This is a genomic window from Arthrobacter sp. SD76 (assembly GCF_049726125.1).
GTDB classification, from domain to species: Bacteria; Actinomycetota; Actinomycetes; order Actinomycetales; family Micrococcaceae; genus Arthrobacter; species Arthrobacter nitrophenolicus.
This window is the reverse complement of record NZ_JBNBLR010000001.1, coordinates 2,760,224-2,782,253: the sequence shown is the minus strand read 5'-3', so window position 1 is coordinate 2,782,253 and position 22,030 is coordinate 2,760,224. Positions and strand designations below refer to the sequence as shown.

Annotated in this window: 17 protein-coding genes and 1 pseudogene; 10 read left to right on the top strand and 8 right to left on the bottom strand. The window is 67.8% G+C overall.

All coding sequences use genetic code 11. The features are described 5' to 3' along the window. The first annotated feature begins 4 nt into the window (after window positions 1-4). The 7 genes from ACPEE0_RS13490 to sufU all read left to right on the top strand — a co-directional run bounded on the left by ACPEE0_RS13490 (window position 5) and on the right by sufU (window position 9,125). Window positions 5-622 (top strand): 50S ribosomal protein L25/general stress protein Ctc, encoded by a 618-nt coding sequence (locus ACPEE0_RS13490; protein WP_424574638.1) that lies wholly within the window; start codon window positions 5-7, stop codon window positions 620-622. Between the two features lie 109 nt (window positions 623-731). Continuing rightward, entirely contained in the window at window positions 732-1,322 is a 591-nt protein-coding gene (pth, locus tag ACPEE0_RS13485) for an aminoacyl-tRNA hydrolase (RefSeq protein ID WP_407709271.1), read from the top strand. 121 nt (window positions 1,323-1,443) lie between these two features. Further along, window positions 1,444-2,979, top strand: a complete 1,536-nt coding sequence (locus ACPEE0_RS13480) for a hypothetical protein (protein WP_424574637.1) — start codon at window positions 1,444-1,446, stop codon at window positions 2,977-2,979. Further along, window positions 2,976-4,178, top strand: a complete 1,203-nt coding sequence (locus ACPEE0_RS13475; protein ID WP_424574636.1) for a LuxR C-terminal-related transcriptional regulator — start codon at window positions 2,976-2,978, stop codon at window positions 4,176-4,178. Before ACPEE0_RS13480 ends, ACPEE0_RS13475 begins: the two co-directional genes overlap by 4 nt. Continuing rightward, entirely contained in the window at window positions 4,165-6,822 is a 2,658-nt protein-coding gene (locus ACPEE0_RS13470; protein WP_424575278.1) for a LuxR C-terminal-related transcriptional regulator, read from the top strand. The genes ACPEE0_RS13475 and ACPEE0_RS13470 overlap by 14 nt, the downstream gene beginning before the upstream one ends. A gap of 506 nt (window positions 6,823-7,328) precedes the next feature. Next, on the top strand, window positions 7,329-8,654 hold the full coding sequence (locus ACPEE0_RS13465; protein WP_424574635.1) for a SufS family cysteine desulfurase: 1,326 nt from the start codon (window positions 7,329-7,331) through the stop codon (window positions 8,652-8,654). A gap of 21 nt (window positions 8,655-8,675) precedes the next feature. Next, window positions 8,676-9,125 carry a Fe-S cluster assembly sulfur transfer protein SufU gene (gene sufU / locus ACPEE0_RS13460; RefSeq protein ID WP_424574634.1) on the top strand — a complete coding sequence of 150 codons (450 nt, stop codon included), beginning with the start codon at window positions 8,676-8,678 and terminating at the stop codon, window positions 9,123-9,125. A 66-nt stretch (window positions 9,126-9,191) separates the two neighbouring features. Here sufU and ACPEE0_RS13455 read toward each other — a convergent pair whose 3' ends face one another. From ACPEE0_RS13455 to ACPEE0_RS13445, 3 genes are read right to left on the bottom strand one after another with little or no spacing between them, the layout of a single operon-like run. Then, window positions 9,192-9,413, bottom strand: a complete 222-nt coding sequence (locus ACPEE0_RS13455; RefSeq protein WP_407709274.1) for an SCO4848 family membrane protein — start codon at window positions 9,411-9,413, stop codon at window positions 9,192-9,194. A 4-nt stretch (window positions 9,414-9,417) separates the two neighbouring features. Further along, window positions 9,418-9,915, bottom strand: a complete 498-nt coding sequence (locus ACPEE0_RS13450) for a DUF2505 domain-containing protein (RefSeq protein ID WP_009356268.1) — start codon at window positions 9,913-9,915, stop codon at window positions 9,418-9,420. A 34-nt stretch (window positions 9,916-9,949) separates the two neighbouring features. Beyond that, entirely contained in the window at window positions 9,950-11,464 is a 1,515-nt protein-coding gene (locus ACPEE0_RS13445; RefSeq protein ID WP_424574633.1) for an SDR family oxidoreductase, read from the bottom strand. A 244-nt stretch (window positions 11,465-11,708) separates the two neighbouring features. Between ACPEE0_RS13445 and mfd the strand changes: the two genes are divergently transcribed. Further along, entirely contained in the window at window positions 11,709-15,398 is a 3,690-nt protein-coding gene (gene mfd, locus ACPEE0_RS13440) for a transcription-repair coupling factor (protein ID WP_424574632.1), read from the top strand. 6 nt (window positions 15,399-15,404) lie between these two features. After that, window positions 15,405-16,217 (top strand): metal-dependent hydrolase, encoded by an 813-nt coding sequence (locus ACPEE0_RS13435; protein ID WP_009356270.1) that lies wholly within the window; start codon window positions 15,405-15,407, stop codon window positions 16,215-16,217. 55 nt (window positions 16,218-16,272) lie between these two features. Here the strand turns inward: ACPEE0_RS13435 and ACPEE0_RS13430 are convergent, their stop codons facing one another. The 3 genes from ACPEE0_RS13430 to ACPEE0_RS13420 form a co-directional block, all read right to left on the bottom strand. After that, entirely contained in the window at window positions 16,273-16,533 is a 261-nt protein-coding gene (locus ACPEE0_RS13430; protein ID WP_009356271.1) for a hypothetical protein, read from the bottom strand. A 55-nt stretch (window positions 16,534-16,588) separates the two neighbouring features. Further along, window positions 16,589-17,305 carry a deoxyribose-phosphate aldolase gene (gene deoC / locus ACPEE0_RS13425; protein WP_009356272.1) on the bottom strand — a complete coding sequence of 239 codons (717 nt, stop codon included), beginning with the start codon at window positions 17,303-17,305 and terminating at the stop codon, window positions 16,589-16,591. A gap of 117 nt (window positions 17,306-17,422) precedes the next feature. Further along, entirely contained in the window at window positions 17,423-18,280 is an 858-nt protein-coding gene (locus tag ACPEE0_RS13420) for an FAD-dependent oxidoreductase (protein WP_009356273.1), read from the bottom strand. 292 nt (window positions 18,281-18,572) lie between these two features. Here ACPEE0_RS13420 and ACPEE0_RS13415 point away from each other — a divergent pair, with 292 nt between their 5' ends. Then, a complete protein-coding gene (locus ACPEE0_RS13415) occupies window positions 18,573-19,757 on the top strand; it encodes an IS30 family transposase (RefSeq protein ID WP_424574050.1) in 1,185 nt (394 codons plus the stop codon). A gap of 74 nt (window positions 19,758-19,831) precedes the next feature. Here ACPEE0_RS13415 and ACPEE0_RS13410 read toward each other — a convergent pair. Further along, window positions 19,832-20,979: pseudogene (locus ACPEE0_RS13410) on the bottom strand (uroporphyrinogen-III synthase). A 14-nt stretch (window positions 20,980-20,993) separates the two neighbouring features. Further along, window positions 20,994-22,028 carry a uroporphyrinogen-III C-methyltransferase gene (gene cobA / locus ACPEE0_RS13405; RefSeq protein ID WP_354175469.1) on the bottom strand — a complete coding sequence of 345 codons (1,035 nt, stop codon included), beginning with the start codon at window positions 22,026-22,028 and terminating at the stop codon, window positions 20,994-20,996. Window positions 22,029-22,030 lie beyond the last annotated feature (2 nt).

Below are 22,030 nucleotides of genomic sequence, written 5' to 3'. Positions count from 1 at the left end.
TTCCATGTCTGAGCAGAAGCTCGCAGCAGAACTGCGCACCGAATTCGGCAAGGGCTACGCCCGCCGCGCCCGGATGGCCAACCTGATCCCCGCCGTCATCTACGGCCACGGCGCAGAGCCCATCCACATCACCCTCCCGGCCAAGGCCACCACCCTGGCCGTCCGCACCCCCAACGCCCTGCTGTCCCTGGACATCAACGGCGACGGCCACCTGGCCCTGGTCAAGGACATCCAGCGCGACCCGATCAAGCAGATCATCGAGCACATCGACCTCCTGACCGTCCGCAAGGGCGAGAAGGTCACCGTTGACGTCCCCGTCCACGTCGAAGGTGAATCCGCCCCCGGCACCGTCCACAACCTCGAACTGACCGTTGTGTCCCTCGAGGCCGAGGCAACCCACCTGCCTGAGTCCGTTGAGGTCAGCATCGAAGGCCGCGCCGCAGGCGAGCACATCCACGCCTCCGACCTGGTCCTGCCCAAGGGTTCGGTCCTGCTGACCGACGCCGAGGCCCTCGTTGTCAACATCTCCGAGGAAGTTGCCGCCGAGGAAGAAGCTCCCGAAGAAGCCGAGGCCGCTTCCGAAGAAGCTCCCGAAGCAGCCGAGGAAGCAGCAGCCGAGTAACAACCGCTATGCCCTTGCCAGTGGCCGGATCCCCCTGGGGTCCGGCCACTGGCATGTCCACCGCCGCTGGCCTGCGGCTTGTCCCAACCGCCCACCTTAGGATTGACCCATGACTGACACCTGGCTGATCGTCGGCCTCGGAAACCCCGGAGTCCAGTACCAAGGCAACAGGCACAACGTCGGCCAGATGGTCCTCGACGAACTTGCAGGCCGGATCGGTGCCGGGTTCAAGACCCACAAGGCGCGCGCCCAGGTGCTGGAAGGCCGGCTGGGGATTGGCGGCCCCCGGGTTGTCCTGGCCAAACCGATGACGTACATGAATGTTTCCGGCGGTCCGGTGTCCGCGTTGGCCAACTTCTACGGCATCACGCCCGACCATGTGGTTGCCGTCCACGATGAAATCGACATCCCTTTTAATACGGTGAAGCTCAAGATCGGCGGCGGTGAAGGCGGCCACAACGGGCTGCGCGACATCTCGAAAGCGCTGGCCACCAAGGATTACCTGCGGGTCCGGGTGGGGGTGGGGCGTCCTCCCGGCAGGATGGACACCGCCGACTACGTGCTGCGGGATTTTGGCACCGCCGAGCTCAAGGAACTGCCGTTCCTGCTCGATGAAGCGGCGGATGCCGTGGAGGCGCTGCTGCACGAGGGCCTTACGGCAGCGCAGCAGAAGTACCATCCCGCCAAAACCGGGCGGTAGCAATATAGAAACTTAAACCCGTTTCAACCTGTTTCCCTGTGGGTGCCACAGGGTACTCTTCTTGCTATGCGGGGGAGCAATGGGGCTACAACCCGCTATCGGGGATGTAGGGGATAAGTTCATGTCAATCGAGCCACTCAGCTGGGGACGTGGGTCAACACCTCACGACGTTGGGCTGCGCGCCCATGCCTCGGAAGCACCGGAGCAGCAATGGTCCGCGCCTGCCCGCAGTGCCAACCTCGAAGCCATCCACACAGCGTTGACGAGCGAAAATTCCCTGGGAGCCGTTATCACCGGCAGCCGGGGGGTGGGAAGATCGTCCCTCGCCCGCGCGGCCGTGGCCGACCTTGGCCCGGACGTCTGGTCGTTGCAGCTCCGCAACGGGCCCGCCGGATCCACCACCCCCTATGGGTGCCTTTCCTTCCTGCTGGCCAGGCTTCCGCAGGCCTACATGGGGTCGCCCACAGCCATCCTCCGCGGCATCACCTCGCTCATCCGCAGCGACGCGGCAGGCAGGCCCTGCATTATCACCCTCGACACCGCCGGCAGCATCGATGACATGAGCGCCGGCGTGCTGTTGAACGTGCTCCTGACCGGTACCGCCAAAATCATTGCTGTGGCACCGGGCATCAGCGACCTTCCGGCCGACTTCCACTGGCTGCTCACGGACCACCGGCTGACCGAGGTGCGGCTCAGCAACCTCAACGAGCTGCAGACCCGCCAGGTCCTGCTGTCCCTGCTGGGCCACCGGGTATCGGCCTCCCTGGTCAACACCTACCACCGCATGGTGGGCGGCAACCCGCTCCTGCTCAAGGCCCTGGTCACTGAGCAGCAGTTGTCCGGAAACCTGGTGCTGTCCGATTCCGTCTGGACCCTCCGCGACAAGGTGGTGCTCGACGGCGCCGCCAGCCTCGATGACATCGTCCGGTCCCGCTGGTCACGGGAAACCCCGGAGACCCGGGAAGTCATCGAGATGCTCTCCTGCGCACGGCGCGTGGAACTGTCCCGGCTTACCTCCATCTACAGTGCCGACGTGGTGGCCGACATGGAAGACGGCGGCCTGCTCGGGATTGACGACTCCGACCACCGCTGGGTATCGCTGCGCGAAAAGTACATTGGCGACGTCGTACGGACCTGGCTGAGCATCGCCCGGCGACGGGAACTGCGCAGCGTCCTGCTTGGCGGCCAGGAACCCGACCCCGTTGGAATGACGGTCGAGGAGCTGATGGCCTTCGCCGCCTGGACCCATGAATGTGAGGCTGAGCTGAGCCCGGCCTTCGCCCTCGCGGCCGCGGAAGCGGCGGTCCAGCTGTTCGACCCCAAGTTCGCCCTCACCTACGCCGACATGCTGAAGAGGACCGACCCCCAGTGGGTACCCGCACAGCGGCAGAAAGCTGCCGCTTACCTTCAGCTGGACATGCCGGTCCAGGCCCTGTCAGCCCTGGATGAGATCACCCGGCCGGAAATCGATGCGCTGGACGACGCCGAGGAATACGCCCACCTGGTGGCTGCGAAGGCCCGGGTGATGATGCGGCTTCCGAACAGGCAGGCAAGGTGCCCGCCCTCCTTGCGGAGGCAAGGGAACGCCTCGCCTCCGCTGGAAGGGGTGCATCCTGGCCTGAACCTGGTGCCGCGGCGCTCAACCGCGTTGCCTTGACGGAGTTCGAATACCGGGCGTTTGCCGGCGATTACGCGGCGTTGATTCCAGCACTGGAGTCCGCCGCGGACCCGGCATCGAATCCCGACGCCGAATACCGCATGAATGCCGCCATCATCCTGATGACGGCACTGGCACTGACCGGGCGGGAGATGGATGCCCTGAGCCTGATGCGGCAGCTGGGCGGGCAGATCAGCGATGCCTCCCACGTTGTGGGCCTCCGCGAGCGCTACAACCGTGAGGCCTACCTGGTGCTGCTGATGGCAGGCCAGTGGCGGCGGTGCATCGACCTCCTGGGCACGCACAACGCCGAGGAACCATCCCGGCTGCCGTTCGGCAGCGCCGCAGCAGAACTCGCGGCCGGAATCGCCTATGTCTATTCCGGCCGTGGTGCCGCCGCCCTCGATCCCCTGATGTCCGCCGCCGCCCAACTGGAACTGCAGCCGGTGCAGACCGCACTCCGGTTCGCATACTCGGCCACAGCCCTGGCCCACGCGCAGATCGGCAACGTGGTCCAGGCGCGGAAATACCTCGCCAAACTTCAACGGGTCTCCGGCACATCAGGTTTCGCCACCGACAGCCTCATCGATTTCTGTGCCCTTGTGGCGGGGCGCTGGCTGAACGATCCCGACGCCGTCAGCAAGCTCAAGCAATCGGCCCGCCGGAACATGGATGCAGGGCGGTACACGATTGCAGGGGTGGAGCTCCTCGCGGCCACAGTGAACGGGAGCGATGCCGACTTCCGGCTTCTGGAGGAGATTGCAGACCACCGGCAGGGACCCCTTGCAGAGGTGTCCCGACTGATAGCGCTGGGCAGCCGCACCAGGGACGCCAAGGTACTCCTCGCCGGCGGAGAGCTCGCCGCCACCCTGGAACTGGACGCCGTCGAGGCCCGGTGCATGGCCCTCGCCGTGGACTTCGCGCGGCAGGACGGGGACTCAATGTCCGCCCGGACCGCCCAGGCCCGCCTGGACATCCTGGCCGCCACAGTGACCAACCTGCCGATCGTCCCCAGCAGCGGCAGCCCGCTGCTCACCAGCAGGGAGCGCCAGATTGCGCGACTGGCCGGCCGGGGCGCGTCGAACCGCGACATTGCCCTGGAAATGGGCGTGTCAGTCCGGACTGTTGAGGGGCACCTCTACCAGGTGTTCACCAAGCTCGGCGTAACTTCCAGGGGTGATCTGACTGGACTCGTCTAATGGACACAAGCCCGGCGCCGCGCACCGGTCACTTACCGGCCGCCGCGAGCCGCTGGACAGGATCTGCAACATTGTCCGGAACCGCACCAGCCAGGCCGTCTTCGTCATGGCCGGGCCGGGCATCGGCAAGTCGTCGCTGACGGAGACGGTGGCAGAGCGGTTCACGGGGGAGTTGAACATCCTGCAGGTCCATGGCAGTTCGGCGCTCGCCGCCGTGCCATTTGGCGTGCTGACCCCCTACACCACCGACCTGACCGCCGAGGAATCAGTTTCGCCCGTGGCGGTCCTGCGGTCCATGTGGACGTATTTCGAGAAGCTGAAAGCCGGGAACGGCAACCCGGTCCTGCTGCTGGTGGACGATGCCCACCATCTGGATGAGGCCTCCGCCGGCGTTCTGGCGGACCTGATTTCGGCCGGCTGGGCCACCGTGGTGGCGGCGGCGAGGCCGCGGCCCGGGCTCCCGCAGCCGCTCGACCAGTTGTGGTACGACGGCCTTGCCGAGCGCGTTGACCTGCGGCCACTGAACCGGGAACAGATCGAGGAGGTCCTGGAACACCTCCTGTCGGGAACGGTCCCGGCGGCCACCATCGACGCCGCCTGGAGCGCATCCGGCGGCAATCCCCGCCTGCTGGACGCGCTGCTCCACGACGCCGCCGAAGCAGGGATCCTGTCCAAGCGCAACGGCATCTGGGTCCTGCTGGGCTCACTGCCCTCTGATGGTGCCCGGCTGACGGCGGTGGTGGCCAAGGACCACCTCCGGCGGCGGCCCGAAGAACAGGAAGCGCTCAAACTCATCGCCCTCGCCGGGCCGGTCGGCAGGAAAGTCATCGAGGACATCTGCGGGGCGCCGGTGGTCCGCTCCCTGCTGGACCAGCAGATGGTGGTGGAAACATCCGGTGTTCCGGCTGAACTTTCCCTCTGGAACAGCCTCTTCGCCGAGGCCATCAGGAACACCATCTCCGTCTCGCGCAGCCTCCAGCTGCAGGAAAAAATCCGTGCCCACCAGGACGGCACCGTACTCCGGGGCGAAGGCCGGCTGCGCTCGGTGGAATGGGCTTTGGAGTGCGGACTCCGCGTGCCTGACGCCGACCTGCTTGAATCCGCCGTCGAGGCGCTGTCCCGGTACCGCAACCCCAGCGCGCGAAGCATCGCGGCCCGGGTGCATGCCCCGGACCTCCTGCCGCTGGCGCAGGCGGTCCAGGCCCGCGCCCTGTACAACGAGGGGGCCTATGCCGATGCGGCCGCCCTGCTCGACGAATGCTGGCTTGAGCTCACTGACCTTCCCCAGGGCCCGGCAGTCCTGCTGTTGCGGGTATCGGCGCACCAGGCGGCCGGTCACCAGCTGACTGCCATCGCGGAGGACGTGCGGGAACAGGCAGGTTCGTCGGGGGAGGGGACCCGGGCCTGGCAGGAGGATATCCTCCAGCTGCTGAAGGCAGGGTCAGAAGTGGACCACCGTGCGCTGGCAGCGGCCGTGGAGACCATCAGGGACCGTCCGTTGGATGACGGCCACCAGCCAGTGGCGGCCGTTGCTGAAGCGCTGCTGGCCCATGCCCTCACCGCCGCCGGCCGCCCTGCCGATGGCCTGGATGCCGCGCTCCTGGCCGCATCCGAGCTGCCGCCCCTGGACGGCAGCCTGTTCTTCTTCCCCGAGTTTGTGCTGGGCCGGCTGGTCGCCAGTTACCTGGCCATGGGCGAATGGGAATCGGCGGAACGCGAGCTGAACAGCTATGCCGTCCACCACGCCGCCGGTGCTGGAACGTTTGACGGCGGCCTGCAGTTGCTCAGGGGCTACTCGCTGCTGCGTCAGGGCAGGATGGAGCGCGCCTACCAGTTGCTGCTGCCGGCCGTGGAAGCGCTGAGGCTCAATGACCCGCTCCACCTGTTCCGCTTTGGGTCTTCCCTTGGTTTCTACGTCGCGGCGCGGCTGGGGGATGCAGCCCAGGCCAAGCGCCTGGAACAGGACTACAAGGATGCTGTTGCCGGCGGTCCGCAGCACGACCTCCTGGCCGGCGCCTATGCCGCCGCGGCGGGCGAATACCTGGCCCACGACGGTAAGGGCCTCGCCTCGCTGCACACCATGATGACTGCCGCGGAAGCCGCCGGGCGGACCGGACACCTGCTCGAGCTGTTGGCCGTGTGCTGGGACCTGGGGGATCCCTCGGTGATCCCCATGGTGAAGGACACCGCAGGCGCCGTGCAGGGACGCTGGGCTGCTGCGATGCTGACCCTGGCCACCAGCTGGGAAGCTGCCGACGGCGATGCCCTGATGGCAACCGCCGCATCACTGGAGGAATCCGGCTTCGTCAACCTCGCCCGTGAGGCGTACGCCCGTGCCAGCACAGTCCTGGAGCAGGCCGGGGAACGCCGCCGGTCCCGGCAAGCGGTGGCCCAGCGGGAGAAATGCGACCACGAACTCGGGGAGCGGTTCCGCGAGGGACGCTTCATCGCCGCGGCCCCCGCCGTGCACCTTACACGCCGGGAACAGGACATCGTGGAGCTGGCCGTCCAGGGCCTCACCGACCGTGAGATCGCCCAGCGCCTCATGGTGTCGGTCCGGACGGTGGAAGGACACCTGTACCGGACCTACGTCAAGCTGGGCGTGCGCAGCAGGGACGAACTGGAGTCCGCGCTGCCCAAGTAGGCAGCCGCCTAAGGGCGATTGGAACCGCAAAAGCTGCCTCCCGCCGTCGTGCCCTTGCCTGACTGCCGCACGTCGACTCAAACACCCTTGAAGTCGCCGTATCTGGACAAAAACTATGGCGGGGGAATGGCGCGCAATCCGGCAGCCCCTGTCCCGCGCGGCAGCCCAAGTAGTGCCTTCCGGAGGAAAACGAGTACACCCTACTCGTGTACAGACGGGTGCCGCAGGATTTACTTAAGGAGGCAAAGGAGCGGCGGGAAGGAAGCCGCAGAGATTGCCGCAGGACATCAAGGCCTCTTCGACTTCCGGCCCCAAAGGGACCGGGCCGAGACGGGGCCGGCGACGTCAGAGTCTTCTGAGACCGAGACTCTCCCCCAGCCGTCGCCGGCCCTCCGCTCCGCGGGCTGAAGCCCGGAGCGGCTGTGGCGGCTGCCCCCTCGGGCGGCCGCCACAGCCGTGCTGTGGGACAATTGAGTGTCATCCGTTGGCATCTCAAGGAGTTCGTTTTGGCCCTAGTATCAACGCCAGCCACACTGGAGCAGGCCCTGCCGGTGATGGATAACGCCGAAGTGATGCGCATCCGGAACGACTTTCCGGTCCTCCACCAGCTCGTCAACGGACGCCCCCTGGTCTACCTGGATTCGGGCGCCACCTCGCAAAATCCCGTGAGCGTCATGGAAGCCGAGCAGGAATTCTATGAGCAGCGGAACGCCGCGGTTCACCGGGGCGCCCACCACCTTGCCGTGGAGGCCACGGAGGCCTTCGAGGACGCCCGGCAGACCGTAGCTGATTTTGTTGGTGCCGACTACTCCGAGACCATCTGGACCTCCAACGCCACCGAAGGCCTCAACCTCATCTCCTATGCGCTGTCCAACGCCGGGCTCTGGGCATCGCGGGGCCGCGGCGATGCCGGGCTCAAGGACCTCGCGCTGGCTCCCGGGGACGAGATCGTGGTCACCGAGATGGAGCACCACGCAAACCTCATACCGTGGCAGGAACTTGCCTTCCGTACCGGCGCAACGCTCCGCTACATCCCCATCGATGATGCCGGAAGCCTCAGGATGGACCAGGCGGCGCAGATCATTGGCAGCCGCACCAGGCTTCTGGCCTTCACCCACGCCTCCAACGTCCTCGGGACCATCAACCCGGTCCGCGAACTCGTGGCCCTTGCCCGGTCGGCCGGCGCACTGGTGGTGTTGGACGCGTGCCAGTCGGCACCCCACCTTCCGCTGGACGTCAAGGACCTGGACGTGGACTTCGCCGTCTTCTCCGGCCACAAGATGCTGGCCCCCACGGGCATCGGCGTCCTGTACGGCAAGCAGGAACTGCTCGACATCCTGCCGCCTTTCCTCACCGGCGGCTCCATGATCACCACCGTGACCATGGAGCGCGCCGAATACCTGCCGGCGCCCCAGCGTTTCGAAGCCGGTACACAGCGCATCTCACAGGCCGTTGCCCTGGCCGCCGCCGCCAACTACCTCACGGAAACCGGGCTGGACCGGATCCACCGCTGGGAAGCCGAACTCGGTGCACGGATGGTCGCGGGACTCGAATCGCTCCCCGGCATCAGGGTCCTGGGGCCTGACGCCGGAAAGGAGCGGATCGGCCTGGCGGCGTTCGACGTCGAGGGCGTCCATGCCCATGACGTGGGGCAGTTCCTGGACTCCCGCGGAATCGCGGTGCGGGTGGGCCACCATTGCGCCCAGCCGCTGCACCGCAGGCTGGGCCTGACAGCCACCACCCGGGCAAGCACCTACCTGTACAACACCACGGATGACGTGGACCAGTTCCTGGATGCCGTGTCCGGCGTGCGGGCCTACTTCGGCGCCTAGCCTGACGATGGAAGGTAACCCATGAGCCTTGACCAGCTGTACCAGCAGATCATCCTTGACCATTCCAAGGCGCGGCACGGCAGCGGCCTGGCCGCGACCGAAGCCCCCGCAGGGGCATCCACCGGGCAGTCCCACCAGCTCAACCCGGTGTGCGGGGACGAAGTGACCCTGCGCCTTGCGGTGGAGGACGGACGGATCGCCCAGGTCTCCTGGGACGGGGCCGGCTGCTCCATCTCGATGGCATCGGCGTCGGTGCTCACCGACCTGGCGGAGGGCATGACCGTGGCGGAGCTGCACGAAGTCATCGACAGCTTCCGGGAAGTCCTGCGCTCGCGGGGAAAGGTCCATGCCGATCCGGAGCTGCTCGGGGACGCCGCCGCGTTCGAGGGTGTGGCCCGCTACGCGGCCCGGGTGAAATGCGCCATGATCTCCTGGGTGGCCGCCGAGGATGCCTTGAACCAGGCAGCCTGACCGCCAGCCCACCAACGCGAAAAGGCTCTCCTCCCGCCGGGAGGAGAGCCTTTTGTGCGTTCGAGGTCAGGCGAACAGCCCCATGATGCCGATGAGTGCCGTTGCCGCACCGAGCACCATGGATACGGTCACCAGCACCACGTGGACGCTCAGGAACTTGGTTGCCTTTCCGTCAGCGTCCCGGGCCCGGGGGTCCTTCATGACCCGGCGCAGGAACTGCGGCCAGACCACCAGGGACCAGACGCCGGCCACGATCAGGACCAGGGCTGCGAAAACCGGCAGTTCCACCGGATCAGTGGCTTTCCAGCCAGGCCTGCGCCTGCTGCGCCTGCAGGTTCAGCGCCTTCGCCACCATGGGCTCGGCAGCGTCGGCGATCTTGCCGCCCAGGAACGGCACGGAGGACTTGACCTCGCCCTCGAGCTCAACGCGGGTTCCGCTGGCCTCGGCCACCAGGCGCTGGACGGCGGTGACGTCCACGGGTGCGCCGGCGATCTTCAGGGAAATGTTGCTCTGGCGGGAGCCGTCTGCCGCGGGGGCGTTCCAGCTTTCCACCTGGGTCACCTTCAGGTGCTCGCCCACGAACTTGCGGGCAATCTCGGGCAGGCGGGTGGTGGGGAGGGTGCGCACCGAGGTGGCGCTGAAGGCGCCGGCAACGTCACCGTCCACGGTGAAGGATTCCAGGTTTCCGCCCACCAGCTGGCTGACGTGGCGCTGGAAGTCCTCGTTCACCAGGACAGCTGCGACGCTGTCGACGGAGTGCGGAAGGGAAGTGGTTGCGCTCAGGGCCATGGGTCCTCCTGGGACATTGGGGAACGGATTTAACTCAAGACATCCTACGGGTCCCGGCCGGCCGCTCCGCATCGATGAGCTTTTGTGCCGCCCCGGTGATGTTCCGGGCCATCGCCGGGAAGATCAGGCTGTGGAACGGCAGGACCGCCAGCCAGTAGAGCCGGCCACTGAGGCCCTTGGGGAAGAAGATGGCCCGCTGGCGGTACAGGCTGCCGGAGCCGTCGGGCTCCACGGACAGCTCCAGCCATGCCCGGCCGGGTGCCCGCATCTCGGCCCGCAGCCGGAGCAGCCTGCCGCGTTCGATCCGTTCCACCCGCCACCAGTCCACCACTTCCCCGGCGGCCAGCATCTTGGGGTGCCGACGCCCGCGCAGCAGCCCGGCCCCGCCGGTGAGCTTGTCCAGCCAGCCGCGCACCTGCCAGGCAAGGGGCAGGGAGTACCAGCCGTTCCGGCCGCCGATTCCCTCGATGATGGTCCACACGTGTTCCGGGTCCACATCCCCGTGGAAGGTGCGTTCGTCGATGTAGACCGTGTGGCCGGACCAGTCGGGGTCGCTTGGCAGGGGATCGGACGCCACGCCGGCATTGGCCCAGGTGGTTTCCACCTGCCCGTCCCGTTCCTTGCCCAGTGCCAGCGCGACGGCGGTCCGGTAGGGGGTCAAGCCGCCGTCGGGCTGGGGGATGTACCGGTCGATGTCATGCTCGCTGGACACGGCGTCGTGCTGCAGGGACTGGACCAGGGGGAACGCCATGGACAGCGGGATGGGGGTGGTGAGCGCCACCCACATTCCCGCGAGCTTGGGGGCCGGGACCGGCAGGGCCAGCACCACCCGGTGGGGCAGGCCGGCCTCGGCGGCGTATTCCTTCATCATCGCGGCGTACGTGAGCACCTGGCGGCAGCCGATATCAAAGCTCCGGTTGATGGGCCCGTCCAGGGATGCCGCGGCCACCAGGTAATACAGAACGTCCCGCACGGCGATCGCTTCGATGCGGTTCCGGACCCAGCTGGGCGCCGGCATCAGGGGCAGCGTCTCGGACAGGTGCCGGATCATCTCGAAGGACGCCGAACCGGAGCCGATCACCACGCCGGCCTGGAAGACGATAGCGTCCACCTGGCCGTCAAGGAACACCTGGCCCACTGCCTCCCTGGACCGCATGTGGGTGGACAGTTCCACACCCTGCGGATGCAGTCCGCCAAGGTACACGATCCTGCCCACCCCGGCATCAGCCGCCGCTTGGGCCGCGATGCCGGCCATTGCCTTCTCCTTGGCTTCGAAACCCGCCCCGGCAGCCATGGAGTGCACCAGGTAGTAGAAGACCTCGACGCCGTCCAGCGCCTTGCGCAGCGCGTCGCCGTCGTCCAGGCTGCTTTCCACCACCTCCACCTTGTCCCGCCACGGCACCCCGGCAATCTTGTCGGGGGAGCGGACCAGCACCTTGACGGTGTGGCCGGCCTCGAGGAGCCGGGGCACCAGCCGGCCGCCGATGTAGCCGGTGGCTCCCGTCACCAGGACTGTCTTGGGGATCTGCGGTGCATTGGTTCCGGTCATGCTCGCTCCTGTTCGTCCTCAGCGGTTCGGAGCGGCAGCCTGTCCGGACGGCCGCGCCCGTAAGTCAGTGGGCCCTGCTGAATCAGCGGCCCCCTGCCAGCCTAAGCGCAGGGGCGGCTTCCGGGACTGCCGGGGGCCGGAATGTCGCCGGTGCGCGGTAGGCTGGAAGTTACCCGGGATTCGCAGCGAATTTCGGGTTTTCGCGTTGCCTGCGATCCCCTTGAACACCACAGGAGCTTCCGCCATGAGCCTTCCCGGCCCGTCCGCCGCCGGCACATCCACTGCAGGCCCGTCTCTTGACGGCCTGCGGCGCGTCCTCGCCGAGGACCAGACCTTCTCGCGCGTCCGGGCGGAAGCAGCCAGGGGATTCAGCGTCCGCGGCCAGGACTACCAGATCAGCGCGCCCGCCGGGCTGCGTCCGGTGCTGCTCGCCGAGATGGCCGACGGCCTCGCAGCCGCCGGGGCAGCAGAGTCCGACGGCGGCGGGCCGGGCGTAGTACTCGCCGTCACGGCCACGGGCCGGGAAGCGGAGGACCTTGCGGCGGCGCTGCGCGCCTACCTGCCCGCGGATGCCGTGGCCGAGTTCCCCAGCTGGGAGACGCTGCCGCACGAGCGCCTCTCGCCGCGTTCGGACACAGTGGGACGGCGGCTGGCCGTCCTGCGCCGGCTGGCCCATCCGGAGACTTCGGCGGCGGGCCGGCTCCGGGTGGTGGTGGCACCCGTCCGGGCCGTGGTCCAGCCCGTGGTGGCCGGACTGGGTGACCTGGTGCCGGTCACGCTGAAGGTGGGCCAGGACATCCCGTTCACGGATGTGGTGCGGAGCCTCGCCGATGCCGCCTACGCCCGCGTGGACATGGTGACGCACCGCGGCGAGTTCGCCGTCCGCGGCGGCATCATCGACGTTTTCCCGCCCACCGAGGACCACCCCATCCGCGTGGAGTTCTTTGGTGATGAGGTGGACCAGATGCGCTGGTTCGCCGTGGCTGACCAGCGCTCGCTGTCCGGCCCCGGAATCCACCATCCCACCGAGCTGCATGCGCCGCCCTGCCGCGAAATCCTCATCACGCCGTCGGTGATGTCCCGCGCCGCGACGCTCAAGTCACAGCTCCCGGCCGCTGCAGACATGCTTGAGAAGATCGCCGGCGGCATCGCCGTGGAGGGCATGGAATCCCTGGCTCCGGTGCTGGTGGATGCCATGGTCCCGTTTGTGGACTTGCTTCCTGCCGACTCCATCGCCGTTGTGATCGAGCCCGAGAAGGTCCGCACCCGCGCCCACGACCTCGCGGCCACCAACGAGGAATTCCTGGAGGCTGCCTGGTCCACGGCGTCCGACGGCGGGACGGCGCCTTTGGACCTCAGCTCCCAGGCGTCGGCGGCGCTGCACTCGGCCAGCTTCCGCTCGCTCGGCGAGACCCGCGCGTCCTCGTTGGAGCACGGCGTGTCCTGGTGGTCCATCACTTCGCTGGCCCAGGACGCGGAACTGCTCCCGGAGATCGACGTCCTGAACCTGCACGCACGGGAGCCCCGCGGCTACCAGGGCGACGTCGCGGAGATGATGGACTTCATCGGCTCGCACGTGCGCGACCAGTGGCGGATCGTCGTGGCCACGGAGGGCCCGGGGCCCGCCCAGCGGCTCGCGGAACTGTTCCACGACGCCGATATCCCCTGTGCCCGGGTGGACAGCCTGGACCACGAGCCCCAGCCGGGGATCATCGAGGTGACCACCGCCGCCGTCGGACGCGGTTTCGTCCTGGACGGCCTGAAGCTGGGGCTGCTCACGGAAGCCGACCTGCTGGGCCGGACCTCCGCAGCCTCCACCAAGGACATGCGGCGGATGCCGTCCAAGCGGCGCAACGCCGTCGACCCCCTGCAGCTGGTGGCGGGGGACCACGTGGTCCACGAACAGCACGGCATCGGCCGGTTCGTCGAGCTCATCCAGCGCAAGGTAGCCGGCGGTGCCGACGGCGTGCGCGAATACCTGGTCCTGGAGTACGCGCCGTCCAAGCGGGGCGCGCCGGGGGACCGGCTGTTCGTGCCGACGGACCAGCTGGACCAGGTGACCCGCTACGTGGGCGGTGACACCCCGGTCCTGAGCAAGATGGGCGGCGCGGACTGGGCAAGCACCAAGTCAAAAGCCCGGAAGGCCGTCAAGGAGATCGCCGGGGAGCTGATCCGGCTGTACTCGGCACGGATGGCCTCGCGCGGGCACGCCTTCGGCCCCGACACCCCGTGGCAGCGGGAACTGGAGGAAGCCTTCCCCTACGTGGAGACGCCGGACCAGCTGACCACCATCAACGAGGTCAAGGCGGACATGGAGCGGGAGATCCCGATGGACCGCCTGGTGTCCGGGGACGTGGGCTACGGCAAGACCGAGATCGCCGTGCGCGCAGCCTTCAAGGCGGTGCAGGACGGCAAGCAGGTGGCTGTGCTGGTGCCCACCACGCTCCTGGCGCAGCAGCACTACGAAACCTTTACCGAACGGTTCTCCGGCTTCCCGCTGCGCGTCAAGCCGCTGTCCCGCTTCCAGAGTTCCAAGGAAGCCAAGGAGACGGCGGAAGGTGTCAAGAACGGCGCGGTGGACGTGGTGATCGGCACGCACCGGTTGCTGTCCAAGGACTTCGAGTTCAAGGACCTGGGGCTGGTGATCGTGGACGAGGAGCAGCGGTTCGGCGTCGAGCACAAGGAAGCGCTGAAGAAGATGCGCACCAACGTGGACGTGCTGGCCATGAGCGCCACCCCGATTCCCCGGACACTGGAGATGTCCCTCACCGGAATCCGCGAGACCTCCACGCTGGCCACCCCGCCGGAGGAGCGCCACCCCGTGCTGACCTACGTGGGCCCGTACACGGACAAGCAGACCTCCGCCGCGATCCGGCGGGAGCTGATGCGCGAAGGCCAGGTGTTCCTGGTCCACAACCGGGTGTCCACCATTGAACGGACTGCGGCGAAGATCCGCGAGCTGGTTCCGGAAGCCCGGGTGGAGGTGGCGCACGGCAAGATGTCCGAGAGCCGCCTGGAGCAGATCATTGTGGACTTCTGGGAGCGGCGCTTCGACGTCCTGGTGTGCACCACCATCATCGAGACCGGCCTGGACATCTCCAACGCGAACACCCTGATCGTGGACGGCGCGGACAAGTACGGCCTGTCCCAGCTCCACCAGCTTCGCGGCCGCGTGGGCCGCGGCCGGGAACGTGCCTATGCCTATTTCCTGTACCCGTCCGAGAAGCCGCTGGGGGAGGTGGCGCTGGAACGCCTCAAGGCCGTGGCGGCGCACAACGAGCTCGGCGCGGGCATGCAGCTGGCCATGAAGGACCTGGAAATCCGCGGTGCGGGCAACCTGCTGGGCGGCGAACAATCCGGCCACATCCAGGGTGTCGGGTTCGACCTCTACATCCGGCTGGTGGGCGAAGCGGTGGCCGACTTCCGCGGCGAGGCCGAGGAGAAGGCGGCTGAGATGAAGATCGAGCTGCCTGTCAACGCCCACCTTCCGCACGACTACGTTCCCGGCGAACGGCTGCGCCTCGAGGCCTACCGCAAGCTGGCGGCAGCGCAGACCCACGAGGCGATCGACGAGGTCCTCGCCGAGCTGGTGGACCGCTACGGTGAGCTGCCGCTGCCGGCGCAGAACCTGGTGGCCGTGGCCCGGTTCCGGGTGGGCGCCCGCGAGGCAGGACTGTCCGACGTGGCGCTGCAGGGCAACTTCATCAGGTTCTCGCCCGCCCAGCTGCCGGAGTCCAAGGTCATGCGCCTGAACCGGATGTACCCGGGATCGCAGGCCAAGCCGGCACTGGACGCGGTGCTGATTCCCAAACCCAAGACCGCACGGATCGGCGGCCGCGACCTGCAGGACGCGGAAATCCTGGAATGGGCCGACGGCGTCATCCGCAACATCTTCTCCGACCAGCCGGTCACCGTCGCGCAGACGGGGGCCTGACGGATGATGGGAGGACACCACGCCGCGTCGGGAGCCGCGGCGTGGGTGGCTGTTGCCTCCACAGGGCCGTACACACTTGGCTGGTACCCGCTGGATTCCGCCGGCATCCTGATAGGCGGCCTGGCCACCGCAGGAACGGCCCTGGTTTGCGACTGGGACCACCGGTCCAGCACCGTGGCCCAGTCCCTGCCGCCGCTGTCCAATGCGATTGCCCGGGGCATCGAGAACGCCAGCGGCGGGCACCGGCAGGGAACGCATTCAATCCTTGGCGCGGGGGTCTTCGTCCTGCTCGCCGCGCTGGCGTCCCGGTTCCAGCTGGAGACCCCGTGGGGGCTCCTGTCCGTGGGTGCCGGCCTGCTGTGCATGTTCCTGATCAACATCGCTGCGAAGGCGCTGAAGCTTTTTCCCAAAAGCGGGTTCCTGACCAACTGGGCCTTCGCGCTGGCCATGGCCGGACTGGTCACGGTGTATGCCCCGGAACAGTGGACGTGGCTTCCCGTGTCCATGCTCATTGGCGTGGTGGTGCACATCGTGGGCGACCTCATCACCACCGGGGGAGTGCCGCTGCTGTGGCCGCTGGTGGTCCGGCCCCCGAAGCCGCTCCGCAGGGTTCCGCTGCTCCGGCAGGTGTGGCGGCCCAACGGGGCACTGTCGGTGCCGCTGCTGGGACGGGCCGGCTCCAAACGCGAGTGGCTGGTGCTGATCCCGGTGAGCGCGTACGCCATGGTGGGCATGACGGTGGCCGGCTGGTCCATTGCGCAGAGCCAGTGGACACGGGTGGCGGACGCCGCCGTGGCCTGGACCAGGCTCTGGTTCTAGCGCACGAAAAGGACCCCCGGACAGCGTCCGGGGGTCCTTTTCGTAAAACGGGCTTCTAGTGCTCGCCGGCGGAGTCCGAGCGGCCCCAGATGGTCTGCGGAATCCAGAACGCCAGGGCGAACAGCACCAGGCAGGCGGCCATCGGCCAGGGGTTGCCGAGTGTGAGGAAGGACAGCGAGTAGATCGCCCCGAAGAACAGCGCCATGATGCTCACGAACAGCACGATGCTGCCGGAGAGCTTGTTCTCGTTCTGCGGGGTCCGGACAGTGCGCTGGTCCGATGAGTCCTGGCCGGACGCGTTAATCTTGCTGGACAATTTCGTTCCTCCTCGGCCCCGCAGGGCTCAATCTGTGGCGGCGTCCGGCCCGCAGTCAGTAGGCGGCTGAACCCTGTTCACCCTTGACGATGGCAATGCCGGAGCTGGCACCAATACGTGTTGCACCAGCAGCAATCATAGCCTGCGCGTCGGCCAGGGAGCGCACGCCGCCGGAGGCCTTGACACCGAGGTCCGGGCCGACGGTCCTGCGCATGAGGGCGATGTCCCCGGCCGTGGCGCCGCCGCCGTTGAAGCCCGTGGACGTCTTCACGAAATCGGCGCCGGCTTCAACGGCTGCCTGGCAGGCGAGGACCTTCTGGTCGTCCGTGAGCATTGCGGTCTCAATGATCACCTTGAGAATGGCGCCGCTGGCGTGCACCGCCTCCGCCACGGCACTGATGTCCTCGGTGAGTGCGCCCTTGTCCCCGGCGCGGGCGGCCGCGATGTTGATGACCATGTCCACCTCATCGGCGCCGTCAAGCACCGCGCCGCGCGCCTCGAACGTCTTGACGTCCGTGGGCGTGGCACCCAGCGGGAAGCCGACCACCGAGCAGGTGAGGACGCCCGAGCCTTTGAGGGCATTCTTGACCGTCTTGACCCAGATCGGGTTGACGCACACTGACTTAAAGCCGTACTCGGCCGCCTCCGCGCAGACCTTCAGGACGTCCGCCTCGGAGGCTTCGGGCTTCAAAAGCGTGTGGTCGATGTAGCTGGCAATGCTTCCGGCATCAGCGGCGGCTGGCTGAACGGAAGGGGTGGCTTCGTTGCTCATGATGGTCCTTTCCGGGGGGGCCTTGTGGGCCCTGGCACGTCCTGGAACTCGGTCACGTCCTGGAACTCGGTTCGGCACCATCTTGTCACAGCCGGGACACCGGCAAAGTGCGGCCTGTCAGGCGGCCGCCTGCAGGACCGGCCCGGCCGAGGCGGCGGTCAGAAGCTGCGTGGCGCAGGCTCCCGCGGCGGAAGCTGCCGCCACGAGCAGGCCCAGCCGGACGCCGTCGTACGCTGCTGCGTCCCCGATGGCCCAGATGCCGGGGACGGACGTCCGGAAGTCCTGGCTGATGACGATTCCTCCGCTGGCAGCGGTCCGCAGTCCTGCGCTGGCGGCGAGGCCGTCCCGGGCCACGCGCTCTTCAGCCAGGACCACCAGGTCCCCGCTCATGCTGCTGCCGTCCTCGAAGACAACTGCGGAGGCCGCCAGTCCGGACACGGATTGCCCGGGAACGACGGCGGCCGGGCGGGCGGTGGTGCGGATGGGGCGCACGCCGCGGGCACGCAGGACGGCTTCAGCCTGGCCCGCGGCAGTCCCGTTGCCCACCAGGATGCCCAGCGGACGCCGGCCCAGCTCCCGGGTCACCCTCCCCACGGCCTCGGCGATCCGTGCGGCGTCGTCGATGGTGGAGTAGCTCAGGCACTGCGCCGCACCCTCCACGGGGTTGGCAACGGGGGCTGATCCGGTGGCGATCACCAGGTGGTCGTAGGAGAATTCCAGGCCGTCGGCCGTGGCTACGGTCCGGTTCACGGCGTCGATGTGGCTGGCGGGCTGGCCGAACCGCACCGAAACCTGGGGGAGCAGGGCGAGCTCCAGCAGCTCCTCTGGTGTGTCGTCCCGGCTGCTGAGGACCGTGATGGTCCCGGCGAAGCTTGCCCGGTCCAGCTGGCTGACCAGGGCCTGGGCGGCCGGGCCGGCACCGGCGATGACGATGCGGGTGGCGGAGGTGGACGGGGTGGGTGCCGGAGCGGACATGTGCTGGCCCTTTCGCTGGCGGCCTGGACGGCCGGAAGTTCGTGATGGAACCCAGCGTAGGGGGACGCCTTTACCGTTGTGTTTCCCGTCCATTGCTGCTTTGAAGGGGCCCGTTCGCCAGTTTTTACCGGCCGGTAACAGAACCGGTGACGCGGCTCTCATCCCACCGGTGCCGGACACATTCGGCCCGACCCGCCCACAACCAAAGGCGAGACTTTTTGTCCAGATACGGCGACCATAAGGGCGGCGGATTCATATGGTGGTTGCAACGCTTTGATTGATGGAGCGTTTGATGCCGAAGTTGTTTCCTGTCCATGTCCGTGATGATTTTCTCGATCTGGTGTGTGCCGGTTTGTCGGTCAGTGCTGCTGCCCGGCGTGTCGGGGCCTCGCGCGGCACGGCGAAGAAGTGGTGGGCCGAGTCTGGTCAGATGACGCTGAGCATTTCGGCCCATGGTGGCCTGGCAGATCCTGGCCCGTCCGCGGAGCTTCCCTGCGGGCGGGCACTAACCGAGGCGGAGCGGGGGATGATCCAGATGGGCCGGCAGGCCGGGATGAGCTACGCGAAGATCGGTGAGGCGATCGGGCGGGACAAGTCCGTAATCTGGCGTGAGGTCAACCGCAACTGTGATGCCGAGGGCAGGTACAACGCTCAAGTCGCGCATACCAGAGCCCATCAGGCCCGGCGCCGGCCCAAGCCCTTCAAGCTCATCGAAGACGAGGATCTGTGCCGGCTGATCGGAGTGTGGATGGATGACGGGTGGAGCCCGAAGCTGATCTCTTCGATGCTGGCGTTTTACTTTGCCGATGACCAGACTATGCAGGTGAGCCACGAGACGATTTACCAGGCCCTGTACGTCCAGACCCGCGGGAAACTGCGGGCAGACCTGGCCGAAAATCTCAGCCTCAAACGCAAACAACGCGTTCCCCACACCAGCGACCGGCTCAAGAACAGCCCCTACAAGGAGGCTTTCAAGATCAGCGAACGCCCCGCCGAAGCCCAGGACCGGGCCGTCCCGGGACACTGGGAAGGAGACCTGATCATCGGATGCAACGGGACCGCGATCGGCACCCTGGTCGAACGCTCCACCCGGTTCACGATCCTGCTCCACCTGCCCGGGGACCACACCGCCGAGACGGTCGCCGCGGCGATGATCCAGGAGATGGGAAAGCTCCCGGAGCACCTGCGCCGCTCGATCACCTGGGACCGCGGCACCGAGCTCGCCGACTACGCCAAGATCCAGACCGCCCTCGAGACCACGCTCTACTTCTGCGACCCCCACTCGCCCTGGCAGCGAGGCACAAACGAGAACACCAACCGGCTCCTGCGGTTCTGGTTCGAGAAAGGCTCCGACCTCTCCGCCCACACCCCCGACGACCTTGACCGCATCGCAGCCAAGCTCAACCGCCGCCCCCGGCCAACCCTGAACCTCGACACCCCAGCCAACCGGCTAAACCAGCTGCTGCACGCGGCCTAACCACCCCACGTTGCTCCCACCACTTGACTTTGCGGGCCTTGAGGTCGCCGTATCTGGACAAAAACTCGAAGGGGTTAGACGCGGATCCGGTAGCCCCGCTTGACCACGGTTTCCACCAGGCGTCCGTCCGGCAGCGAGGACCGCAGCCGGCTCACGGTCATGTCCAGGGCGTGGACGGATCCCCGCAGTTCCAGCAGCTCGGAGAGCGACTCCCGCGAGAGGACCGCGCCGCCCGCGCCCAGCAGCGCCCGCAGCAGCAGCAGCGGGGCAGGCGCCAGTTCCACGGGCTGGCCGTCGATGCGCAGGCTCCGCCCCCGCAGCTCGATGTTCCCGGACCTGGTTTCCAGGCGGCGGACGTGGTTCAGCGCCAGGTGCTCGCAGACCAGCCGGATCAGGGCACCCATGCGGAAGCGTTCCGGACCAGGGGCGTCACCCCCGCGTCAATCAGTGGCTGCGCAGTCACGGGCCCCACCACCGCGGTGGTGACGTTCGTCTTCAGGCTGTCGATCAGCTGCTTGTAGACGCCCATCTCGTGCGCCGTGCTCCACATCGCATCCACGGCGGGGGCGCTGGTGAAGGTGAGGACGTCCAGGTTCCCGCTGCAGGCGGCCTCGATGAGGCGCGGAAGCTTGTCCTCGCCGTCGGGCTTCACCCAGCGGTAGGGCGTAACGGTCAGGACGGTGGCGCCGGACATGCGCAGGCGCTCCAGCTGGCGGACATCCGTGTAGCCGTGCAGCTGCACCGCCACCGTCTTGCCGCGGACACCTTCGTTGAGCAGCATGTCCACCAGCGTGGCGGTGGTCTCGTCGCTGCTGATTCCGACGTCGGCGAGTCCGGCCGCGCGCACGGCGCCGCGGGCCTTTGGTCCCCGCACGAACATCCGGCAGGCGCCCAGGGTCTCCAGGAGCTCGTCGCCGATGCCGAAGGAATCCGCGGCCTCGCACCAGCGCCGCATGCCGTAGGCGGTGGTGGCGATGCACAGGTCCGGCTTGGCGGCGATGATGGCCCGGGTGTCCTCGATGAGGCGCATGTCCTCCTGGACGGGGGCGATCTTCAGGGCAGGGGCGTGCAGCACTTCAGCGCCGCGGCGTTCCAGGGCGTCGATCAGGTCCTGGGACCTGCGGTCCGAAGTCACGCCGATGCGGAAACCCTCCAGCGGGGATTCTGCAGCATCGGGTGTTTCTTCGACCTGCGGTGTTTCGGCCGGTGCAAGTGCAGTCATGGGGGTCAATCCTTTCATGAACCCAGCAGCGAGGCCGCCAGCCTGTCCAGGTCGGCGGCGGCCTCAGCATGCCCGCGGTTGGCCTCCGCCACCCGAACCACCTCGCCGATGACCAGCACGGCCGGGTTGCTGCACCCGGAAGCGGCCGAGGTGATGGTGCCCAGGTCTGCGATGGTGGTCCGCTGGCCCGGTCGGTAGCCGCGTTCGACGACGGCCATCGGCATGTCGGGGCGCATGCCTGCCCGGCGGAGTCCGGCGGCCAGCTGGTGGAGGGTGCCGATGCCCATCAGCACCACGATGGTGCCGCCCAGGCCGGCGAGGTGCTGGTGCTCCTTTTCAGTGAGCGGCGCGTGGCCGGAAACCACGGTGAACATGTGGCTGACTTCCCGGTGCGTGACCGGGATGCCGGCAGCTGCCGGAACGGAGATGGCGCTGGTGACACCGGACACGACGTGGACCTTGACGCCGGCGGCCACGCATGCGGCCACTTCCTCGCCGCCGCGGCCGAAGACGTAAGGGTCACCGCCCTTGAGGCGGACCACGTTGTTGCCGGCGAGGGCGCTTTCCACCATGAGCTTTTCGATGTCAGACTGGCTGACCTTGTGGTGGCCCGGCTTCTTGCCCACGTCCACCAGTTCGGCGGAGGTGAGGGACGGCAGCTCCTGGTACGGAGCGAGGCGGTCGTAAAAGACCACATCAGCGTCGCGCAGGGCCTTGACCGCGGCGACGGTCAGGAGGTCGGTGGTGCCGGGGCCGCCGCCCACCAGGGTGACGTGGCCGGCGGCGCCGGCAGCGGGTTCGGCGGCCACGGGAATCCCGGTGATCCGGCAGCGGTCCAGGAGGGCGTCCCAGCCGGGCTGGCCGTCGTCGACCGCCGCCACGAGGAACGGCCGCTCGGGCAGCGGGCCGTCATGGCCCGCGCCCTGCGGGGTGCTCAGGCGATACACGACGGCGCCTGCGGCTTCGTAGCGGCGCACCGCCTGCCGGGCGGCAGTGTCGGAGCCCGTGACCAGGACGTCGCGTCCGGTGAGGTCGATGCTGAGCTGCATGG

Excerpts from the sequence above, each read along its gene's own strand:
- ACPEE0_RS13480 (WP_424574637.1), top strand. The coding sequence starts at position 1,444 with ATGTCAATCGAGCCACTCAGCTGGGGACGTGGGTCAACACCTCACGAC.
- ACPEE0_RS13435 (WP_009356270.1), top strand. The coding sequence starts at position 15,405 with ATGGGAGGACACCACGCCGCGTCGGGAGCCGCGGCGTGGGTGGCTGTT.
- cobA (WP_354175469.1), bottom strand. The coding sequence starts at position 22,028 with ATGCAGCTCAGCATCGACCTCACCGGACGCGACGTCCTGGTCACGGGC.
- ACPEE0_RS13450 (WP_009356268.1), bottom strand. The coding sequence starts at position 9,915 with ATGGCCCTGAGCGCAACCACTTCCCTTCCGCACTCCGTCGACAGCGTC.
- pth (WP_407709271.1), top strand. The coding sequence starts at position 732 with ATGACTGACACCTGGCTGATCGTCGGCCTCGGAAACCCCGGAGTCCAG.
- ACPEE0_RS13445 (WP_424574633.1), bottom strand. The coding sequence starts at position 11,464 with ATGACCGGAACCAATGCACCGCAGATCCCCAAGACAGTCCTGGTGACG.
- mfd (WP_424574632.1), top strand. The coding sequence starts at position 11,709 with ATGAGCCTTCCCGGCCCGTCCGCCGCCGGCACATCCACTGCAGGCCCG.
- ACPEE0_RS13490 (WP_424574638.1), top strand. The coding sequence starts at position 5 with ATGTCTGAGCAGAAGCTCGCAGCAGAACTGCGCACCGAATTCGGCAAG.
- ACPEE0_RS13420 (WP_009356273.1), bottom strand. The coding sequence starts at position 18,280 with ATGTCCGCTCCGGCACCCACCCCGTCCACCTCCGCCACCCGCATCGTC.
- sufU (WP_424574634.1), top strand. The coding sequence starts at position 8,676 with ATGAGCCTTGACCAGCTGTACCAGCAGATCATCCTTGACCATTCCAAG.
- ACPEE0_RS13415 (WP_424574050.1), top strand. The coding sequence starts at position 18,573 with ATGCCGAAGTTGTTTCCTGTCCATGTCCGTGATGATTTTCTCGATCTG.
- deoC (WP_009356272.1), bottom strand. The coding sequence starts at position 17,305 with ATGAGCAACGAAGCCACCCCTTCCGTTCAGCCAGCCGCCGCTGATGCC.